Source organism: Halorientalis regularis (assembly GCF_023698535.1).
GTDB lineage: Archaea > Halobacteriota > Halobacteria > Halobacteriales > Haloarculaceae > Halorientalis > Halorientalis regularis.
Map to the genome: position 1 here is coordinate 176823 of NZ_JALJCL010000008.1, position 16944 is coordinate 193766.

The 16944-nt window shown below is 63.4% G+C and carries 15 protein-coding genes, 1 tRNA gene and 1 pseudogene; 11 read left to right on the forward strand and 6 right to left on the reverse strand.

All coding sequences use genetic code 11. From position 1 onward, the window contains the following. Positions 1-6: 6 nt before the first annotated feature. The 3 genes and pseudogenes from MU521_RS12320 to MU521_RS12330 form a co-directional block, all read right to left on the reverse strand. Positions 7-1023, reverse strand: coding sequence for a hypothetical protein (locus MU521_RS12320; protein WP_092692775.1), 1017 nt, complete (start codon positions 1021-1023; stop codon positions 7-9). A 212-nt stretch (positions 1024-1235) separates the two neighbouring features. Then, positions 1236-1927, reverse strand: a pseudogene (locus tag MU521_RS12325) (IS6 family transposase). 357 nt (positions 1928-2284) lie between these two features. Next, positions 2285-2368, reverse strand: a tRNA-Leu gene (locus tag MU521_RS12330). Positions 2369-2581: 213 nt separating this feature from the next. Here MU521_RS12330 and MU521_RS12335 point away from each other — a divergent pair. From MU521_RS12335 to MU521_RS12350, 3 genes are all read left to right on the forward strand, one after another. Then, the gene (locus MU521_RS12335; protein ID WP_175452876.1) at positions 2582-2734 is read left to right on the forward strand and encodes a hypothetical protein; all 153 of its coding nucleotides are present in this window, start codon (positions 2582-2584) and stop codon (positions 2732-2734) included. Between the two features lie 376 nt (positions 2735-3110). Further along, positions 3111-3599, forward strand: a complete 489-nt coding sequence (locus tag MU521_RS12345) for a DUF309 domain-containing protein (RefSeq protein WP_092692766.1) — start codon at positions 3111-3113, stop codon at positions 3597-3599. Positions 3600-3666: 67 nt separating this feature from the next. Then, entirely contained in the window at positions 3667-4458 is a 792-nt protein-coding gene (locus MU521_RS12350) for a M14 family metallopeptidase (RefSeq protein ID WP_092692763.1), read from the forward strand. Here MU521_RS12350 and MU521_RS12355 read toward each other — a convergent pair. Next, entirely contained in the window at positions 4455-5027 is a 573-nt protein-coding gene (locus MU521_RS12355) for a cupin domain-containing protein (protein ID WP_092692760.1), read from the reverse strand. The genes MU521_RS12350 and MU521_RS12355 overlap by 4 nt on opposite strands. A 29-nt stretch (positions 5028-5056) precedes the next feature. Then, on the reverse strand, positions 5057-5512 hold the full coding sequence (locus MU521_RS12360; RefSeq protein ID WP_092692757.1) for a UPF0179 family protein: 456 nt from the start codon (positions 5510-5512) through the stop codon (positions 5057-5059). 98 nt (positions 5513-5610) lie between these two features. Between MU521_RS12360 and MU521_RS12365 the strand changes: the two genes are divergently transcribed. Further along, positions 5611-6045, forward strand: coding sequence for a hypothetical protein (locus MU521_RS12365; RefSeq protein ID WP_092692754.1), 435 nt, complete (start codon positions 5611-5613; stop codon positions 6043-6045). On the opposite strand, the gene MU521_RS12370 is transcribed toward MU521_RS12365, so the two are convergent. Continuing rightward, positions 6009-6389: a DUF5820 family protein gene (locus tag MU521_RS12370; RefSeq protein ID WP_092692751.1), complete on the reverse strand. Its 381-nt coding sequence runs from the start codon at positions 6387-6389 to the stop codon at positions 6009-6011. The two genes, MU521_RS12365 and MU521_RS12370, sit on opposite strands and share 37 nt — an antisense overlap. Before the next feature lie 572 nt (positions 6390-6961). Between MU521_RS12370 and MU521_RS12375 the strand changes: the two genes are divergently transcribed. The 7 genes from MU521_RS12375 (at position 6962) to MU521_RS12405 (ending at position 16905) form a co-directional block, all read left to right on the forward strand. Beyond that, positions 6962-9034: a PrkA family serine protein kinase gene (locus MU521_RS12375; protein ID WP_092692748.1), complete on the forward strand. Its 2073-nt coding sequence runs from the start codon at positions 6962-6964 to the stop codon at positions 9032-9034. Continuing rightward, the gene (locus MU521_RS12380) at positions 9034-11322 is read left to right on the forward strand and encodes a PrkA family serine protein kinase (protein ID WP_092692746.1); all 2289 of its coding nucleotides are present in this window, start codon (positions 9034-9036) and stop codon (positions 11320-11322) included. Before MU521_RS12375 ends, MU521_RS12380 begins: the two co-directional genes overlap by 1 nt. Beyond that, complete coding sequence (locus MU521_RS12385; RefSeq protein WP_092692743.1) at positions 11313-12629, forward strand: YeaH/YhbH family protein; 1317 nt, start codon at positions 11313-11315, stop codon at positions 12627-12629. The genes MU521_RS12380 and MU521_RS12385 overlap by 10 nt, the downstream gene beginning before the upstream one ends. Then, the gene (locus MU521_RS12390) at positions 12626-14626 is read left to right on the forward strand and encodes a SpoVR family protein (protein WP_092692741.1); all 2001 of its coding nucleotides are present in this window, start codon (positions 12626-12628) and stop codon (positions 14624-14626) included. Before MU521_RS12385 ends, MU521_RS12390 begins: the two co-directional genes overlap by 4 nt. 277 nt (positions 14627-14903) lie before the next feature. Then, positions 14904-15440, forward strand: coding sequence for a DUF7344 domain-containing protein (locus tag MU521_RS12395; protein ID WP_092692738.1), 537 nt, complete (start codon positions 14904-14906; stop codon positions 15438-15440). A gap of 38 nt (positions 15441-15478) precedes the next feature. Further along, a complete protein-coding gene (locus tag MU521_RS12400) occupies positions 15479-15886 on the forward strand; it encodes a secondary thiamine-phosphate synthase enzyme YjbQ (RefSeq protein WP_092692736.1) in 408 nt (135 codons plus the stop codon). A gap of 365 nt (positions 15887-16251) precedes the next feature. Continuing rightward, the gene (locus MU521_RS12405; protein ID WP_092692734.1) at positions 16252-16905 is read left to right on the forward strand and encodes a helix-turn-helix domain-containing protein; all 654 of its coding nucleotides are present in this window, start codon (positions 16252-16254) and stop codon (positions 16903-16905) included. Positions 16906-16944: the final 39 nt, after the last annotated feature.

A 16944-nucleotide genomic window follows, 5' to 3' on the forward strand; every position in this document is an offset into this window, starting at 1 on the left:
GGACAATTAGGTGATGATCTGCTCGGCGGTCCGCATGTCCGAGGCGATGTCGTTCGATTCGACGGCCCGCTCGGCCGCGCGCCGCGCCTCGAAGAACTCGGGCTGGGGCTCGTCGTCGACTTTCACCTCGGACGCCCGGTGCAGTGCACCGGCCGCCGCCTCCAGTGCCTCCATGACTCCGGCGACTTCGTTCGCCTTCTCCTGAATGCCCGTCGACTCGTCGACGATTCCGAAACTGGACTGGGCGGACCCGAAGCTGAACTGAGCCGTACTGAGCGGCGAGAGCGCCCGTTCGTAGTTCTGTTCGTAGAACCGGGGAACGCCCTGGTTGAACGCATCGATACCCCTCGCGGCGCTTTTCACGCCGGCCCGCACCTCTCGGAACGCCTGCAACTCCGCCCGCACCTGGTCGATCTTCTCTTCGTACACCTTCCCGATGGGATTGAACACGGAGACCGCCTCGGCGTCGATCTCGTTTTTCAGCGGCCGGTACAGTGACTGGGCCTCGTCGCGATAGTCGTCGATGTTGTACGTCGTCTGTTCGGCCCGGAGCGTACTCTCCGCGTAAATTCGTTCGACCGCGAACAGGAACTCGTCGTAGGCGTCGATCAGCGCCTCCCGGACCCGTGCGAGGTCCTCCAGGAAGGTCGTCACCTGCACGAGCGAGAGGATGATGTTCTTCTGTCCCTCGGGCGCGTATTCGGTCGCCTTTTCCAGCGGCGCCCGCGCGTTCTGTGCCAGCGTCCGTATCTTCGGTGCGTGGAACGATTCGGTGGTCGCGTCCACGTCGAGCAGATTCGCCTCCGGACCCGCGTACCCGACGTAGGTCGCGTAGGTCTCGCGAATCCGGTCCATCGACGTTGCCATCAGTTCGGTCGCTTTCGGATCGGTCTCGACCGGCGTCGGTGTCGGCCCCGCGTTCTCGCCGAATCGCGAATCGAAGTTCGCCTCGAAGGAACTCTCGTTGAACTCGAAGTCCACCTCGTCGAAGTCCCCCATGGAGAAGTTCCGTTCACTTCCCATGTTGCCGAAGCTAAAATCCGAGGAGTTGGAATCGTTGATGAACCCGTCGATATGCGCCCCAGGACCGCCCCCGCGCCCACTGCTGTCCAGTGCCCCGCACCCAGCGGTGAGTAACGTGCCAGCCGTCGCAATGAACGTGCGACGTCTCATGAACTACTGCTCAATAAATCGCCTCAACCTATTTAAAAATGCCCCGGTTAGAGCGGTAGTGTTCAGATTAGCTGATTCCATGCGAAGGCGAACGATTGGAGCCAGTCGTCAGCTGTGTCTCGCTCGGCGTTGCTGAAATAGTTTGAGAACGAAGAGGTGCGGCGTTTCACCTCACGAAAGACACGTTCGACACTGTTCCGATTTCCGTGGCGTTCGTATCTGAAATCGAGGCCGTGTCGCTGGCAAGCGTCTTTCAGTGGTGCTGCACCATCGACGAGAAACACGGCGTTCACGAGAACCGGGTTCTCGTGCAGCCCATCAGAACGCGAAGCGTTCTGAGGACGTCGTCCACGTCGTGTTTCTCGCGAAGTTCGGCAAAGAATGCGTGAGCGAGAGCGTTCGTTCTCACCGGTTCAAGCTTTGCATGGAGTAATCCGTTCGTGTCGGGATCGACCGCAGCGTACAGCCAGTATTGCTCGTCGTTGAGTCGGATCACGGTCTCGTCGACCGTAACGTGATCCGGACTGCATCCAGTTTTGGGCTGTAGATCCGCCTTGTGAACCCAATTATGCACGGTGGATCGCGCTCGCTCGACACCGAATATATCAAGAACCGAAACGGTATGCGAAAGCGAGAGTCCAGCGAGATGCAACTGAATACCGAGCTTCATCAGCAGTCGCGGTGTCGCTTCGCGTTCAACAAACTCTAAGTCGATCTGGTCGATACTCCCGCCGAGGCGTGTGTTTTCGGGCATGGACACTCAGAAAGCACATCGCCTCACTTTTCATCCTTATTTGAACACCGCCGCTAGAGCCGGTTCTTTTTACCGTCAGCCGGAATCGAACGGTCGGCAACTGCTCGGCTGTCGGGTCTAGTTCGAGAGTGGAGTTTGCGAGGGAAGATCGCTCCTGCTCACGGGACACGCGGTGTCCCGTTCGCTTCGAGGCCGCCCCGGTGGCGGCCTCGCCGAGTGGATCTTCCTGCACTGTTTGCGAGGGGCCGTAGTGGCCAACAGTGCGAGGGAAGGGATTTGAACTTCAGTCGGGCACGGCCCGACAGCGTTCAAACCCTTCTTCGCAGGCCGAGCGCGCCGTCGTGGCACGTTCAGGCATGCGAGGGAAGGGATTTGAACCCTTGGACCCCTACGGGAGCGGATCTTGAGTCCGCCGCCGTTTCCAGGCTTGGCTACCCTCGCACGCGTCCTGTACTCGGCCCTCGCCGGTATAAAGATTCCACGAAACCGGGCAGTCACGTCGAAAGTTCCAGATCTAAGGCTACACCGATGTATCCCCACCTTAGATCCAGTTCTGATCCGTATTATCGACTTATCGGACTCAATTAGGGACAAAAAGTGACTGTACAGGCAAGTTTTATGATGGTGTATGCACAAACGACGAGTGTCGAAGCGATGGACCGATCACCTCAGCTCCTCGAATCGATCCGCGAACGGTTTCGTCCGGACCCGAGCTACCGCTGTGGCAGTTGCTCGCTGTCGTTCGACCGCGAGCGCCTCAACTGTCCGGCCTGTGGCTATTCGGAGATCACAGAAGCACGCAGCTGACGGTCGACAGTGAGGTCCGCGAACAGCGATCTGTCCATCCGTCGGTCCACTTACCTTGCCGACACGTCCGAATAAAACTCATGACGAGCGCGGTCGATCCGACGGATTGACAGCGGCGTCGGTGCAAGACAGTCCCGATGGACGAGCACACGCGCGACGACTCGGTGGGGCCGCCGATCCGTGGATCACCGACGGGATGGCGACCCACGGAGGACCGGTGGGAACACGGGACCCTCCGGCGTGCGACGGTCCACGGCGTTCGCCTGTACAACGTCGGCGAGTACCACGAGTCACACGACTGCTTCGAGAATGTTTGGCCGAGTGTAAACAAATCGTACCGTCAGGGAACCGGGTTCGAGCGGCCAGCAACTAGCCTATGAACGACCATACACGGGACCCCACCGTAGGCCCACCGATTTCAGGGAACCCGACCGGGTGGAACCCGGAAACCGGGGATTGGGAACACGCTACCCTTCGGCGGGCGGTGATTCACGGCGTCCGGCTATACAATTCCGGCGCGTTCCATGAATCGCATGACTGTTTTGAATCAGAGTGGTACAACTACGGGAGCGGGTCGACCGAGAGCAAGTTCCTGCACGGGATGGTCCAGGTCGCCGCCGGTGCGTACAAGCACGAGGATTTCGAGGACGATGGGGGAATGCGCTCGCTCTTTCGCACTGCGCTCCAGTATTTCCAGAACGTCCCCAACGACTACTACGGCGTCGACCTGCTCGACGTTCGAACCGTTCTGACCAACGCGCTCACCGATCCCACGGCTATCGAGGGGTGGCAAGTGCGACTGGACGAGCGTCGGCCCGAGGCGACCGACGCCGACTTCGCGTACGCCGAGTCACTGGAGCACTGACCTGTCCGGATCGTGATCCGTCACGGTTTCGTGGGTACTAAGACCGGTCGACCGTTGCTGTGAACCGATGCGAGTCGAGACCGTCGGCGATGGCCCCGCGGAGATCGCCGTTATCGGGGGCATCCACGGCGACGAGCCCTGTGGCGTCCACGCCGTCGAGACGTTGCTGTCCGCCGACGTCGAGTTCCAGCGCCCCGTCAAGTTCGTTATCGCCAACGAAAAGGCCCAGCAGCGTGGCGTGCGCTACGTCGACGAGGATCTCAACCGAGCGTTCCCGGGCGATCCCGACGGTGATACCCACGAATCCCGTCTCGCCCACGAACTCTCGATGGAAGTGGCGGACTGTCAGATCCTCGCGCTGCACTCCACTCAGTCCTACGAGGGGCTGTTCGCGCTGGTCGACGAGGTCGGCGAGTACGAACGGCGGATCTGCCCTCGCCTGTCGGTCGACGCCGTCGTCGAAACCTGTGAGTTCACCGAAGGTCGGCTGTTCGAGGTGACACGGCGGCTGATCGAAGTCGAGTGTGGGTTTCAGGGCTCGGATACCGCAGCCGAGAACGCCGTGCAGGTGACCCGCGAGTTCCTGGCCGCCGTGGGTGTGCTCCCCGACGACGAGGCCCCGCGTCGCGACGAGTTGCCGGTCTACCGGCTCACCCATTCGGTCCCCAAAGACTCGGCGGAGGCCTACGACGTGTTCGCGACGAACTTCCGGCAGGTCCAGGCTGGCCAGCCCTACGCTACGGCCGACGGCCAGGAGTACATCGCAGAGAGCGACTTCTACCCCGTGCTGATGTCACCCTACGGCTACGAAGACGTGTTCGGCTACGCCGCCGACCACGTGGGCACGCTCGAATCCTAGCGATACTCGGGATAGCCGTTGTCGTATCCGACGAGCCGACCGACCGGAGCCACCGCTCTGATCCCGGCGAGCTGGAGCCACTGCGGGAGCGCGGCCAGAAACAGCATGTCGTCGAACTCGTCCAGCAACACGGCAAGGCGGAGAGCGTTCAGCGGCATGCCCGAACCGGTGACGGGTGCGCCGTCGCGGGCCAGTCCGTAGGTCACCCGCATGAACGTCTCCGTCCGGAGCCCCGGGTCGACGCCGCCCCGGAGGTGGAGCCGCTCGTCGCCCGCGTTCCAGAAGTGATGCACGTCACCCGCCGAGACGACGACACGTTCACCGGGGGAAAGCGTCTCCGTCACCCCCTCGTGGGAGATCCCCAGCCGACCGTCGATCACCTGCAGGAACTCGTCTTGCTCGGGGTGAACGTGGGGCATCGGCCCGTGTGACCCGTCGGCGTCGAGCCACATCTCGAACCGGAGCGGGTCCACCTCGCGGTCGTCGGGCCGCTCCAGAAAGCGGACGTACTTCCCGGCGGGCGGGCTCCTGAGCACGTCGTCGTCGGTCAGTACGTCGAGCGGGTCCATCCCTGCCGTCTCCTCCAACCGGTGACACTTCACTCTTCCTCGGCCGACGGCGCGAACTCCACCAGCGTCAGATCCCGATCGAGCATACAGTAGTCGTGTGGTGGCTCGCCCACGACCTCGTCGATCTGGTACTCGACGTCGAACGCCGCGCCGGCCGGTTCACAGTACTCGTGTGAGGGACAGCCCGTGTGCGGACAGGGGCCTTCGAGCGCAGCCTTGCTCCCGGCGTAGGCCCCCTGCGCGTCGACGTTCGCGAGGACCGGCGCGGGTTCGACTTCGACGGCCGTCACCCCGGAATCGTGAACCGCACAGTCCAGCGTCGAGGCGTTCTCCCGGACGGCGGTCACGCGGTACTTCTGGCCGGACGCGAGGTTGAGACACTGGTCCCGGTAGGGACAGCCCTCGCAGGCGTCGGCCGCTCCGTGATAGACGAACTCGGTCCCGACTTCGGCGAGCCGGGTCCCGACGAGCGTGACCGTGGTCATACGACCCCGTACTCACGGCCGTCGGTTAAAACCAGTCTTCGCCCGTCCGGGCCGGGCGACCCGGGCCTTGATAACGATCGACTCCGTTCGCCAGCCGGATGCGACGAACCGTCCTGCTCACCTGTCTCCTCTGTGTCCTCACCGCGGGGTGTGTCGAGCGGACCGGCGACCCGCCGCCGTATCCACAACCCACCTTCGAATTCGAGACCGTCACGGACGACGGCACGACCACACTCCGGATCACGGTTACCCACCCGAACGGGCCGGACATCGAACCGGTCCGGATTCTGGTGGGCGACCGAATCGCGTACGTCAATGAGTCGTACCGCTCGCCCTTCACCGAGAGCGGAGCCTACGAGAACGAGTGGACCGACGGCATCGAATCCGGCGACTCGATCACAGTTTCGAAGGGCAGTTCGCTCGGAGACGACGTGCTGATCCAGCTGCGTCGCGCCGACACGGGCGAGTTCGTCACTGTCGGAAGCCACGAGCCGCCCTACGGCCCGACCAGCGATTCCAGTTCGTCGAGGTAGTCCTCGCGGGGGACCTGATAGTATTCGTGCGGGTCGAACTCTCCCTCGGCGAATCGGGCGGCGAGGTCGTGGACGCCGGCGATGGCCTCGTCGCGGTCGTCGTAGCGCGCCGACGTGACCTCGATCTCGGGTTCCAGGGACAGCGTCACGTGCCAGGGGTCGTCGGGTGCTGGCTGGTGGTGACCGGGACGGCGGCCCCGCTGACCCTTCGTCAGGTAGATGGTCGGCAGACAGGGCGCAGGAAACTCACTGCTGTCGAAGATGTCCGGGCGGTAGGCCAGCACGTACCGGGTCTCACCCGCCGACCAGACTTCCCATCCGGCCGGTAGCTCCGCGGAGTCCATACGTCCCGTTCCGGCCGACCGGTCTTGAGTGACGCGGTCTCGGCGGCCACGGTCGTGCCCATCTGTTCACCCAGTATATAAATGCAAGTTTGCAGGTACGGTGAACTGAACGGGCATCCCGGTTCCCGTGCCCGACTTTCGCCCACTGAGACGGCCGGAACAAACGGGCCGAAAAACCGCTGTGGGGACAATGCTTATCCCTCCGGGATTCTCATTAAATAAATAGTATCGGTGGTAAGCCCACCCATACACGACCCCCACCACTGCCCCTGCTCTCGCCGCCCAGGCACCCCGGTATTTTTTCGGGACTCTCCGATCTCGGGCGTTCTGGGCCGTGGGAGTGGTATGAATATACATGGCGTGCAAACAGATCGGACCCGCAACCAAGCGGGCGCGCGGTTGCTCGCGTCGCGCGAGCGCGCGCTGTAGTTCGGGACGGGGCCGGCCTGCCAGTCGCCGGCGGAGTGTGGGCTGGTGTGGTGGACGCCACCGAGACCTGCGGGCTCGCGCCCGTGGCAGCAGGGGAACCGCGACCGCCGCGGCGACCCCGCGTACAATCTGTCCGTGATAGCATGACCGATACAAAAGAAACCCTCGCAGAGCTGAGTCGGGAGTACCAGGATTCGATTCCAGCGGACCTCAGAGAGACCCAGACGTTCGACTGGTACCTGGACCAGCTGTACGACCATCCGCGGATCGCCCGCAACGCCCACCAGCGCGTTGCCGACATGTTCGACTACTACGGGACCGACTACGACGAAGACGCCGGCGTCGTTGAGTACGACCTCGCGGCCGAGGACCCGCTGAACGACGGCGAGAACACGTTCTACGGCCGGGTCATCCACGAGGCCATCCACGAGTTCGTGAACAAGGTCAAATCCGGCGCTCGCGGCCTGGGTCCGGAAAAGCGGATCAAACTCCTGCTGGGCCCGGTCGGCTCCGGGAAGTCCGACTTCGACCGCCAGGTCCGCCGCTACTACGAACACTACACCCGCACCGACGAGGGGCGGATGTACACCTTCCGGTGGAGTAACCTCTGTGACATCATCGACGACCAGGATCCCGCCGACGATACCGTGCGGTCCCCGATGAATCAGGACCCCATCGTCTTGCTCCCACAGGAACAGCGCGAGCAGGTGATCGAGGACCTCAACGAGGAACTGGACGCCCCCTACACCATCCGCAACGAACAGGCACTCGATCCGGCCAGCGAATTCTACATGGACCGCCTGCTGGCCTACTACGACGACGACCTCGAATCGGTGCTGGACAACCACATCGAGATCGTCCGGATCGTCGCCGACGAGAACCAGCGCCGCGCGATCGAGACCTTCGAGCCCAAAGACAAGAAGAATCAGGACGAGACCGAACTCACCGGCGACGTCAACTACTCGAAAATCGCCATCTACGGGGAGTCCGATCCCCGGGCGTTCGACTACTCCGGCGCGTTCTGTAACGCCAACCGGGGTATCTTCTCCGGCGAGGAACTGCTGAAACTCCAGCGGGAGTTCCTCTACGACTTCCTGCACGCCACGCAGGAACAGACGATCAAGCCCAAGAACAATCCGCGGATCGACATCGACCAGGTGATCGTCGGCCGGACGAACATGCCCGAGTACAAGGACAAGAAGGGCGACGAGAAGATGGAGGCGTTCAACGACCGCACCAAGCGGATCGACTTCCCCTACGTCCTTCAGTACGAGGAGGAGGCCCGCATCTACGAGAAGATGCTCCGCAACGCCGACCTCCCGGACATCCAGGTCGAGCCACACACCCTGGAGATGGCGGGCCTGTTCGGCGTCCTCACCCGGATCGAGGAACCGGACTCCGGCACCGTGGACATCGTCCAGAAGGCCAAAGCCTACAACGGCGAGGTCGACGAGGCCGAGGACGTGGACGTGAAGAAACTCCGCGAGGAGGCCGAAGAGATGGCCGATATCGGCGAAGGCATGGAGGGCGTCTCGCCACGGTTCATCGGCGACGAGATCGCCGAGGCCATCATGGACTCGATGCACCGGAGCCGGGACTTCCTCTCACCGCTGACCACCTTCAACCACTTCGAGGAGAACCTGGAGAATCACGGCTCGATCCCGGAAGACCGGTTCGACACCTACTATCGCTACCTCGAACTCGTCCGCGAGGAGTACAAGGACCGGGCCATCGAGGACGTGCGCCACGCGCTGGCCTACGACATCGACGAGATCCAGCGCCAGGGCGAGAAGTACATGGACCACGTCATGGCCTACATCGACGACGACACCGTCGAGGACGAGATCACCGGCCGCGAGCAGGAACCCGACGAGACGTTCCTGCGCAGCGTCGAGGAGAAACTGAACGTCCCCGAGGACCGCAAGGACGACTTCCGCCAGGAAGTGTCGAACTGGGTGTCACGCCGGGCCCGCGAGGGAGACACGTTCAACCCACAGGACAACGACCGCCTGCGCCGGGCGCTGGAGCGCAAGCTCTGGGAGGACAAGAAACACAACATCAACTTCTCGGCGCTGGTCTCCTCCGGCGAGATGGACGACGACGAGCGCAACCAGTGGATCGACGCGCTGATCGAACAGGGCTACACCCGGGAAGGAGCCAAGGAAGTACTGGAGTTCGCCGGCGCCGAGGTCGCCAAAGCAGAGATGGAAGAGTAATGGCTGGACACGACTACATCGACGCCGCGGACACCGCCCTCGAGGAGACCTACCAGGAGCCGATGAGTCTCGGCGAGTACGTCGACCTCGTGCTGGAGAAGCCCCAGCTGGCCTCCCACGCCTCGAAGTACCTGCTGTCGGCCATCGAGGCCGCCGGCACGCGGGCGGTGATCGAAGAGGGCGAGGAGAAGGAGCGTTACCGCTTTTTCGACGACCCGCACAACGACGGCGAGCACGCCATCCTCGGGAACACGGACACGCTCAACCGGTTCGTCGACGACCTGCGCTCCATCGCGGCGTCGCGTGGCAAAGACGAGAAGATAATCTGGCTCGACGGACCGACCGCCACGGGCAAGTCAGAGCTCAAACGGTGTCTCATCAACGGGCTCCGCGAGTACTCCAAGACCGACGATGGCCGGCGCTACACCGTCGAGTGGAACGTCGCCGGAGCTGGGGGGAGCGGCTCCTCGGGTATGACCTACGGCGACCAGCCGATTAGCGACGAGGACGACTGGTACGAGAGCCCCGTCCAATCCCATCCGCTGACTGTGTTCCCCGAGGAGGTCCGGGCCGACCTGATCGCGGAGATCAACGACCGCCTCGACGACCACGTCCAGATCCGGGTCGAGGGCGACCTCGATCCGTTCTGCCGGGAGGCCTACGAGTTCCTCGAAGAGCAGTACCGCCGTCAGGAGATCGAGGACCTGTTCTCGGCGGTGACCGACCCCACACACCTCCGGATCAAGAACTTCGTCGTCGACGTGGGTCGGGGCATCGGCGTCCTCCACAGCGAGGACGACGGGTCGCCAAAGGAACGCCTCGTGGGGTCGTGGATGGCCGGCATGCTCCGGGAACTGGACTCCCGGGGCCGGAAGAACCCGCAGGCGTTCAGCTACGACGGCGTCCTCTCGCAGGGCAACGGCCTGCTGACCATCGTCGAGGACGCCGCCCAGCACGCCGACCTGCTCCAGAAACTCCTGAACGTCCCCGACGAGGGGAAGGTGAAGCTGGACAAGGGCATCGGGATGGACATCGACACCCAGATGATCATCATCTCGAACCCCGACCTCGAAGCCAGGCTCAACCAGCACGCCGACCGCGAGGGCCAGGACCCGCTGAAGGCGCTGAAGCGCCGCCTCGACAAACACGAGTTCACGTACCTGACGAACCTCTCGCTGGAGGCCCAGCTCCTGCGGCGAGAGTTGACCAACGAGACCGAGGTCTGGACCGCCCAGTCCTGGGACGAACTCGAGTCGTGGATTCGCGAGCCTCTGCACATCCACGTCCGGGACTCAGACGCCGAGGTCAACGAGAAGGAACTGGCCCCCCACGCCATCGAGGCCGCGGGGCTGTACGCCGTCGTCACGCGACTCGACGACGAGGACGTGCCCAACGGCCTCGACCTCGTGGACAAGGCCATGCTGTTCGACCGGGGCTACCTGCAGGAAGGCGACGAGCGCATCGAGATGGACGACTTCGAGTGGGACGACAGCGCCGACGACGGCGAGGGCGGTATCCCCGTGACCTACACGCGGGACGTGATCGCGGACCTGCTCCACGTCGAACAGGACCGCTATCACGCGGACCTGCCCGTCGAACACGTCATCATGCCCCGGGACATCCTCAACGCGATGGCCGAGGGGCTGGTCGACGCGCCCGTCTTCTCGGGCAGCGAGCGCGTCGAGTTCGAGAACCAGGTGGTCGCCGTGAAGAATCACGTGTTCAGCCAGCAGGAAGACGACGTCCTCCGGGCGATCATGCATGACAAGCGGGTCGACGAGGAGACCGTCGAGGAGTACATCGAGCACGTCTACGCCTGGGAGGCCGACGAACAGATCGAGAACGAGCGGGGCGAACTCGAAGACCCCGACCCGCTGAAAATGAAAGTCTTCGAGATCGAGCATCTCGGGCGGTTCTCCGAGGACAACTACGACGGCGGCGAGGATCCGGACGACGCCGTCGAGGAGTTCCGGACGAACAAGATCATCACCGCCCTCAACCGCCACGCCTGGCACAACCGCGACGAGGAGTTCCAGATCTCCGACGTGAATCCCAAGGAGATTCCCGTCATCAAGTCGGTGCTGGGCACCCACGACTGGGAGGACGTACGGCGGACCTACGAGGACTTCGACCCCCGACAGTGGGACAACCCGCCCAGCGGCACCGAGACGGCCGCCGTCAAGGAGGCCACGCTGGAGAACATGACCGAGATGTTCGACTACACCGAGGCCTCCGCCGAGTTGACCAGCCGCCACGTCATGAGCCAGGTGAGTTATAAATGGGACTGAAAGACGACCTCGACCGGTACCGGGAAGTCGGCGAAGAGCGCCGCCAGGACCTCGCGGATTTCATCCAGTACGGCGATCTCGGGCAGAGCCGGCCCGACGAAGTGAAGATCCCCATCAAGATCGTCGACCTCCCCGAGTTCGCCTACGACCAGCGCGACATGGGCGGGGTCGGTCAGGGCGAGGACGCCGAGGAGGGGCAGCCCGTCGGCCGGCCCGAATCCCAGCCCGGCGACGGCGACGAGGACGGCGACCCCGGCGAGGAGGGCGGGGACCACGAGTACTACGAGATGGACCCCGAGGAGTTCGCCCAGGAACTCGACGAGGAACTCGGCCTGGACCTCGAACCCAAGGGCAAGCAGGTCGTCGAGGAGAAGGAGGGCGACTTCACCGACATCACGCGGACCGGCCCCTCCTCGACGCTGGATTTCGAGTCGCTGTTCAAGAAGGGACTCAGACGCAAGTTGGCGATGGACTTCGACCGGGACTACCTCCGGGAGGTCCTCAAGATCGACGGCATGGGGCCGGCCTCCGTCTTCGAGTGGGCCCGCGGCGAGAACATTCCGGTCTCGAAGTCCTGGCTCGAAGAGGAGTACGACGACCTCACGAGCGAGGAGAAGACGACGTGGGGCTCCATGGCGGAGATGGACGACAACGTCGAACGGCAATCCACCGCCGAGCGCATCCGCCGGGAGGGCGTCGATCAGATCCCCTTCCGCCGGGAAGACGAGCGTTACCGCTACCCCGAAATAATCGAGGAGAAAGAGAAGAACGTCGTCGTCGTCAACATCCGGGACGTGTCCGGGTCGATGCGCGAAAAAAAGCGGGAACTGGTCGAGCGAACCTTCACCCCGCTGGACTGGTATCTCACGGGCAAGTACGACAACGCGGAGTTCGTCTACATCGCCCACGACGCCGAGGCCTGGGAGGTCGACCGCGACGAGTTCTTCGGCATCCGGAGCGGTGGCGGGACCCGCATCTCGAGTGCCTACGAATTGGCTGCGAAGGTGCTCGAAGAGGAGTACCCCTGGCACGAGTGGAACCGTTACGTGTTCGCGGCCGGCGACTCCGAGAACTCCAGTAACGACACCGAAGAGCGGGTGATCCCGCTGATGGAGGAGATCCCCGCGAACCTCCACGCCTACGTGGAGACCCAGCCCAGCGGGAACGCCATCAACGCGACCCACGCCGAGGAAGTGGAGCGCCACTTCGAGGGCAGCGACAACGTCGCCGTGGCGTACGTCTCCAGTCCGGAGGACGTGGTCGACGCCATCTACGAGATCCTGAGCACGGAGGAGGTAGAAGCATGAATTCGGATCGCTACGAAGCCAAGCGCATCGCCGAGGACCTCGAAGAACCGGTCGACGAGGCCTCGAACCTCGCGGAGAAACTGGGGCTACAGCCCTATCCGGTCAACTACTGGATCGTCGACTACGACGAGATGAACGAGTTGATCGCCTACGGCGGGTTCCAGCAGCGCTACCCCCACTGGCGCTGGGGGATGCAGTACGACCAGCAACGGAAACAGAGCCAGTTCCTCGGCGGGAAGGCCTTCGAGATCGTCAACAACGACGACCCATCGCATGCCTTCCTGCAGGAGTCCAACTCCATGGCCGACCAGAAGGCGGTCATCACTCACGTCGAGGCCCACGCGGACTTCTTCGCCAACAACGAGTGGTTCGGGATGTTCAGCGACGACCCCGACGCCGCAGCGATGTTGGCCCGCCACTCCGAGACGATCCAGGAGTACATGCAGGACCCGGACATCGAACGGGCCGCGGTCGAGAAGTGGATCGACCACGTCCTCTGTCTGGAGGACAACATCGACCAGCACCGCCCGTTCGCGCCGGTCGAGACCGACGCCCGCGACGAGGTACTGGACCGCGACGAGGACGTCGAGGACCTCGAAGCGAAACTCGACGAACTCGACCTCTCGGAGGAGGTCGTCGGGCAGGTCTTCGACGAGGACTGGCTGGAGGCCCAGCGCGACGACGACGGCGAGGTCACGTTCCCGGACGAACCCGAGAAAGACGTGATCGGGTTCCTCCGCCAGCACGGGATGGCCTACGACCGCGACGCCGAGAAGGCCGTCACGATGACCGACTGGCAACGCGAGATCCTCGAAATCCTGCGCCGGGAGGCCTACTACTTCGCCCCCCAGAAGATGACGAAGGTCATGAACGAGGGGTGGGCCTCCTACTGGGAGTCGACGATGATGTCCAAGGAGGCCTTCGCCGCCAGCGACGAGTTCGTCAAGTACGCCGACCACATGGCCCAGGTGCTTGGCTCGCCGGGGTTCAACCCGTACAAGCTCGGGCTGGAACTCTGGCAGTACGTCGAGAACACGGAGAACCGCCGTGAGATCGTCGAACGCCTCCTCCGGGTCGAGGACATCACATGGCGCAACCTCCACGACCGCGTGGACTTCGAGCAGGTCCAGAACCTGATCGCGCCCGATCCGGAACTCACCGACGTTCCCAGCCACCTCGACGGCCTCGACTCCGATGACCCGCGGGTCGACGCCGAGGCACTCGAAGACGCCCGCGACGGCGAGTTCGACGTGGCAAAGTACCCCTGGAAGGTGCTGACCTACGAGGGGCTGGCCGAACGCCACTACTCGCTGGTCGAACCCCAGAACCGCGGGTTCGTCTCCCGTGTCGGCCAGGAGGAACTCGAACGCGTCTCGCGGTACATGTTCGACGACGCCCGCTACGAGAACGTCGCCGAGGCCCTCGAGGACATCGACTACACCCGCGGCTGGGACCGGATGCGGGAGATCCGGGAGAGTCACAACGACGTGACCTTCCTGGACGAGTTCCTCACCCAGGAGTTCGTCGACGAGAACGACTACTTCACCTACGAGTACACCCAGTCCACCGGCGACTACCGGGTCACCTCGACGGACTACGAGGACGTGAAAAAGAAGCTCATGTTGCGGTTCACCAACTTCGGGAAGCCGACCATCGTCGTCGAGGACGGCAACTACAACAACCGCAACGAGTTGCTCCTCAGCCACAAGTACAACGGCGTCATGCTCGACCTCGGGCAGGCCGAGGACACCCTCGAACGGGTGTTCGAGCTGTGGGGTCGGCCGGTGAACCTGAAGACCATCGTCAAAGAGCTCGACGAACACGACATCGAGGTCGCCAAGCGCCGGGACCGCGAACCCGAACCCGACGAACAGGGCAAACTCATCCGGTACGACGGCGAGGAGATCACGACCCGCGACCTGGACTGGGACGAGGTCGAACACCTCGCCGCGACCGACGTGGACTACGACACCAAACCCGACGAGTGGCTGGCGTGAGCGGTCCGACAGTCCGCTCGGCGAGTCGGTCGCGGCGAGTTCGGGCGTTCTCGGAAATCGAAGCCCGAACCGATGCCCGTTATCACCAGTTATCAGATGTGTAATCCCGGAGGGAACGGCCGTGGGTTCCCCCATATTAATCTGCCCCTCGTGTAGCGTAATGAGTTGTTAGGAGCCATTAACAGCGAAGAGAACGGTTTTCGAATCGAGAATGCTATCGGCTAGAGACGGGTCAGACCGCGTCCCGAGCGACGCGGACGGAGCCGGGAGGTGATCGATGGGAGCACAGACGAAAGGACAGGCCGACCTCGACGCGGGCGAGATTCACGACATCCTCCGGAACGACCGGCGGCGGCTGGCGATCAAGTGTCTCCGCGAGCAGGATGGGGCACTGAGCGTCCGCGACCTCTCGGAGGAAGTCGCGACTCGTGAGACCGGTGAATCCCCCGCACCGCGGGACAAACGCCGGAGCGTCTACGTCTCGCTCCACCAGACCCATCTCCCCAAACTCGACGACCTCGGGATCGTCAACTACGACACCGACTCGAAGGAGGTGCGCCTGCGTGACCGGGCGGCCGAAATCACGACGTACATGGAAGTGGTCCCGCGCTACGGGATCACCTGGGCGGAGTACTACCTCGTCCTCGGCATCCTCGGGTTCGGGACCGTCCTCGCCGCGAGCATCGGCACGCCGTTACTGGGTGCCATCGGAACACCTGCGGTCGCGGCCGCTTACCTCCTGATTCTGACCGGCTCGGCCGCGTTCCACGTTCGCTCACAGGACCGCGGCCTCTTCGAAGGGCTCCGCGCCTGACACGAGGTTTCAAGCGACCGTCGCTCGTCCGTCCCCGCATGGGCACCCACGCGACGTTCGAGGTCTCGACCGACGAACGAGTGACGACCGTGGACATCACCGACCGAGTGACGAGTAGGCTCCCGGCCGACGCCAGCGGAACCTGTACCGTCTTCGTCAAACACACGACGGCCGGGATCAGCGTCAACGAGGCCGAACCGCGCCTGCTGGGTGACATCGAGACCGTACTCGCCGAGATAGTCCCCGAGACGGGCTGGGACCACGATCAGTTAGACGGCAACGCCGACGCCCACCTGCGGTCGATGTTGCTGGGCCGGGACGTGACGGTGCCAGTGGTCGACGGCGAACCCGACCTCGGTACCTGGCAGTCGGTCCTCCTGATCGAGTGCGACGGGCCCCGGACCAGAACCGTGACAGTTGCGTGTGAGTCAGCAACCCACCGCTGAAGCGGTGGGCTTGTCGGTGGACTCCCGAGTTTCGCGCTCCCGGATCGAAAGTCCCACGCCCCTCGCTTTCTGACGAGGGGCTTTCTCAGGCGACCTCTAGACCGGGAGTCGGAGGGACCCGTTCAGCATCCCCGACTTCGGGGCAGGCTGACAGACTGCCCGTCTCACTGACCACTTCTGGGTCCGTGAGACGTGCATAAGTATACAAACTAAAGTCAACTAAAGCTTACGCGCTGCTTCCGCTGTGATAGATCGGCGGCGGGCGGCGGCAGGAATCGCGTCCCGCGATGGAGGTGTGTGCCGAAACACATAATGTGCCGTGTACGAAAGGGACGATGACATTCGTTCGCTAACGAGACTCTCACATGAGGTATTTCGACTTCACAATTTCGCCGGAAGACGGGGCAATCCATCCCGCAGACAAGCTGATCGCCGATCAGCAGGACGTGACGCGGGACGCGCTGATGCACATCAACTCGCTGGGGGACGGGACGGGCGTGCTCCTCTACCGGATCTACGGTGATCCCGAGTCACTGACAGCGGTCATCGACGAGTCGAACCAGGTCCTCGCCTGGGACGTACTGGACGTGCAGGACGACGTGTTCCACCTCTACCTCCACGTCCCGCCCGGCCAGCCCGCGGGTGGACTGATGGCACTCGCACAGAAGTACGCGCTCATCATCGACACACCCCTGAAGTACACCGACCAGGGTGGCCTCCGGACCACCATCGTCGGCACCCACGAGATGCTCCGGAAGGCCCTGGAGGAGACCCCCGACGGCGTCCGCTTCGCCGTCGAACAGGCCGGCCAGTACTCCCCCGACCGGGAAGACATCCTCTCGATTCTGACCGAACGCCAGCACGAAGTGTTCGAGACGGCCATCTCTGAAGGGTACTACGAGATTCCGCGGGAAGCGACCCACGAGGACATCGCCAACGCACTGGGTTGTGCGCCCTCGACCGTCGACGAACACCTCAGAAAAGCCGAATCGCGCGTACTGTCCGCGTTGATGGGGTAAGAGCGGGAGCGACGGTGCGAACCTCGTCTCGACTCCCGG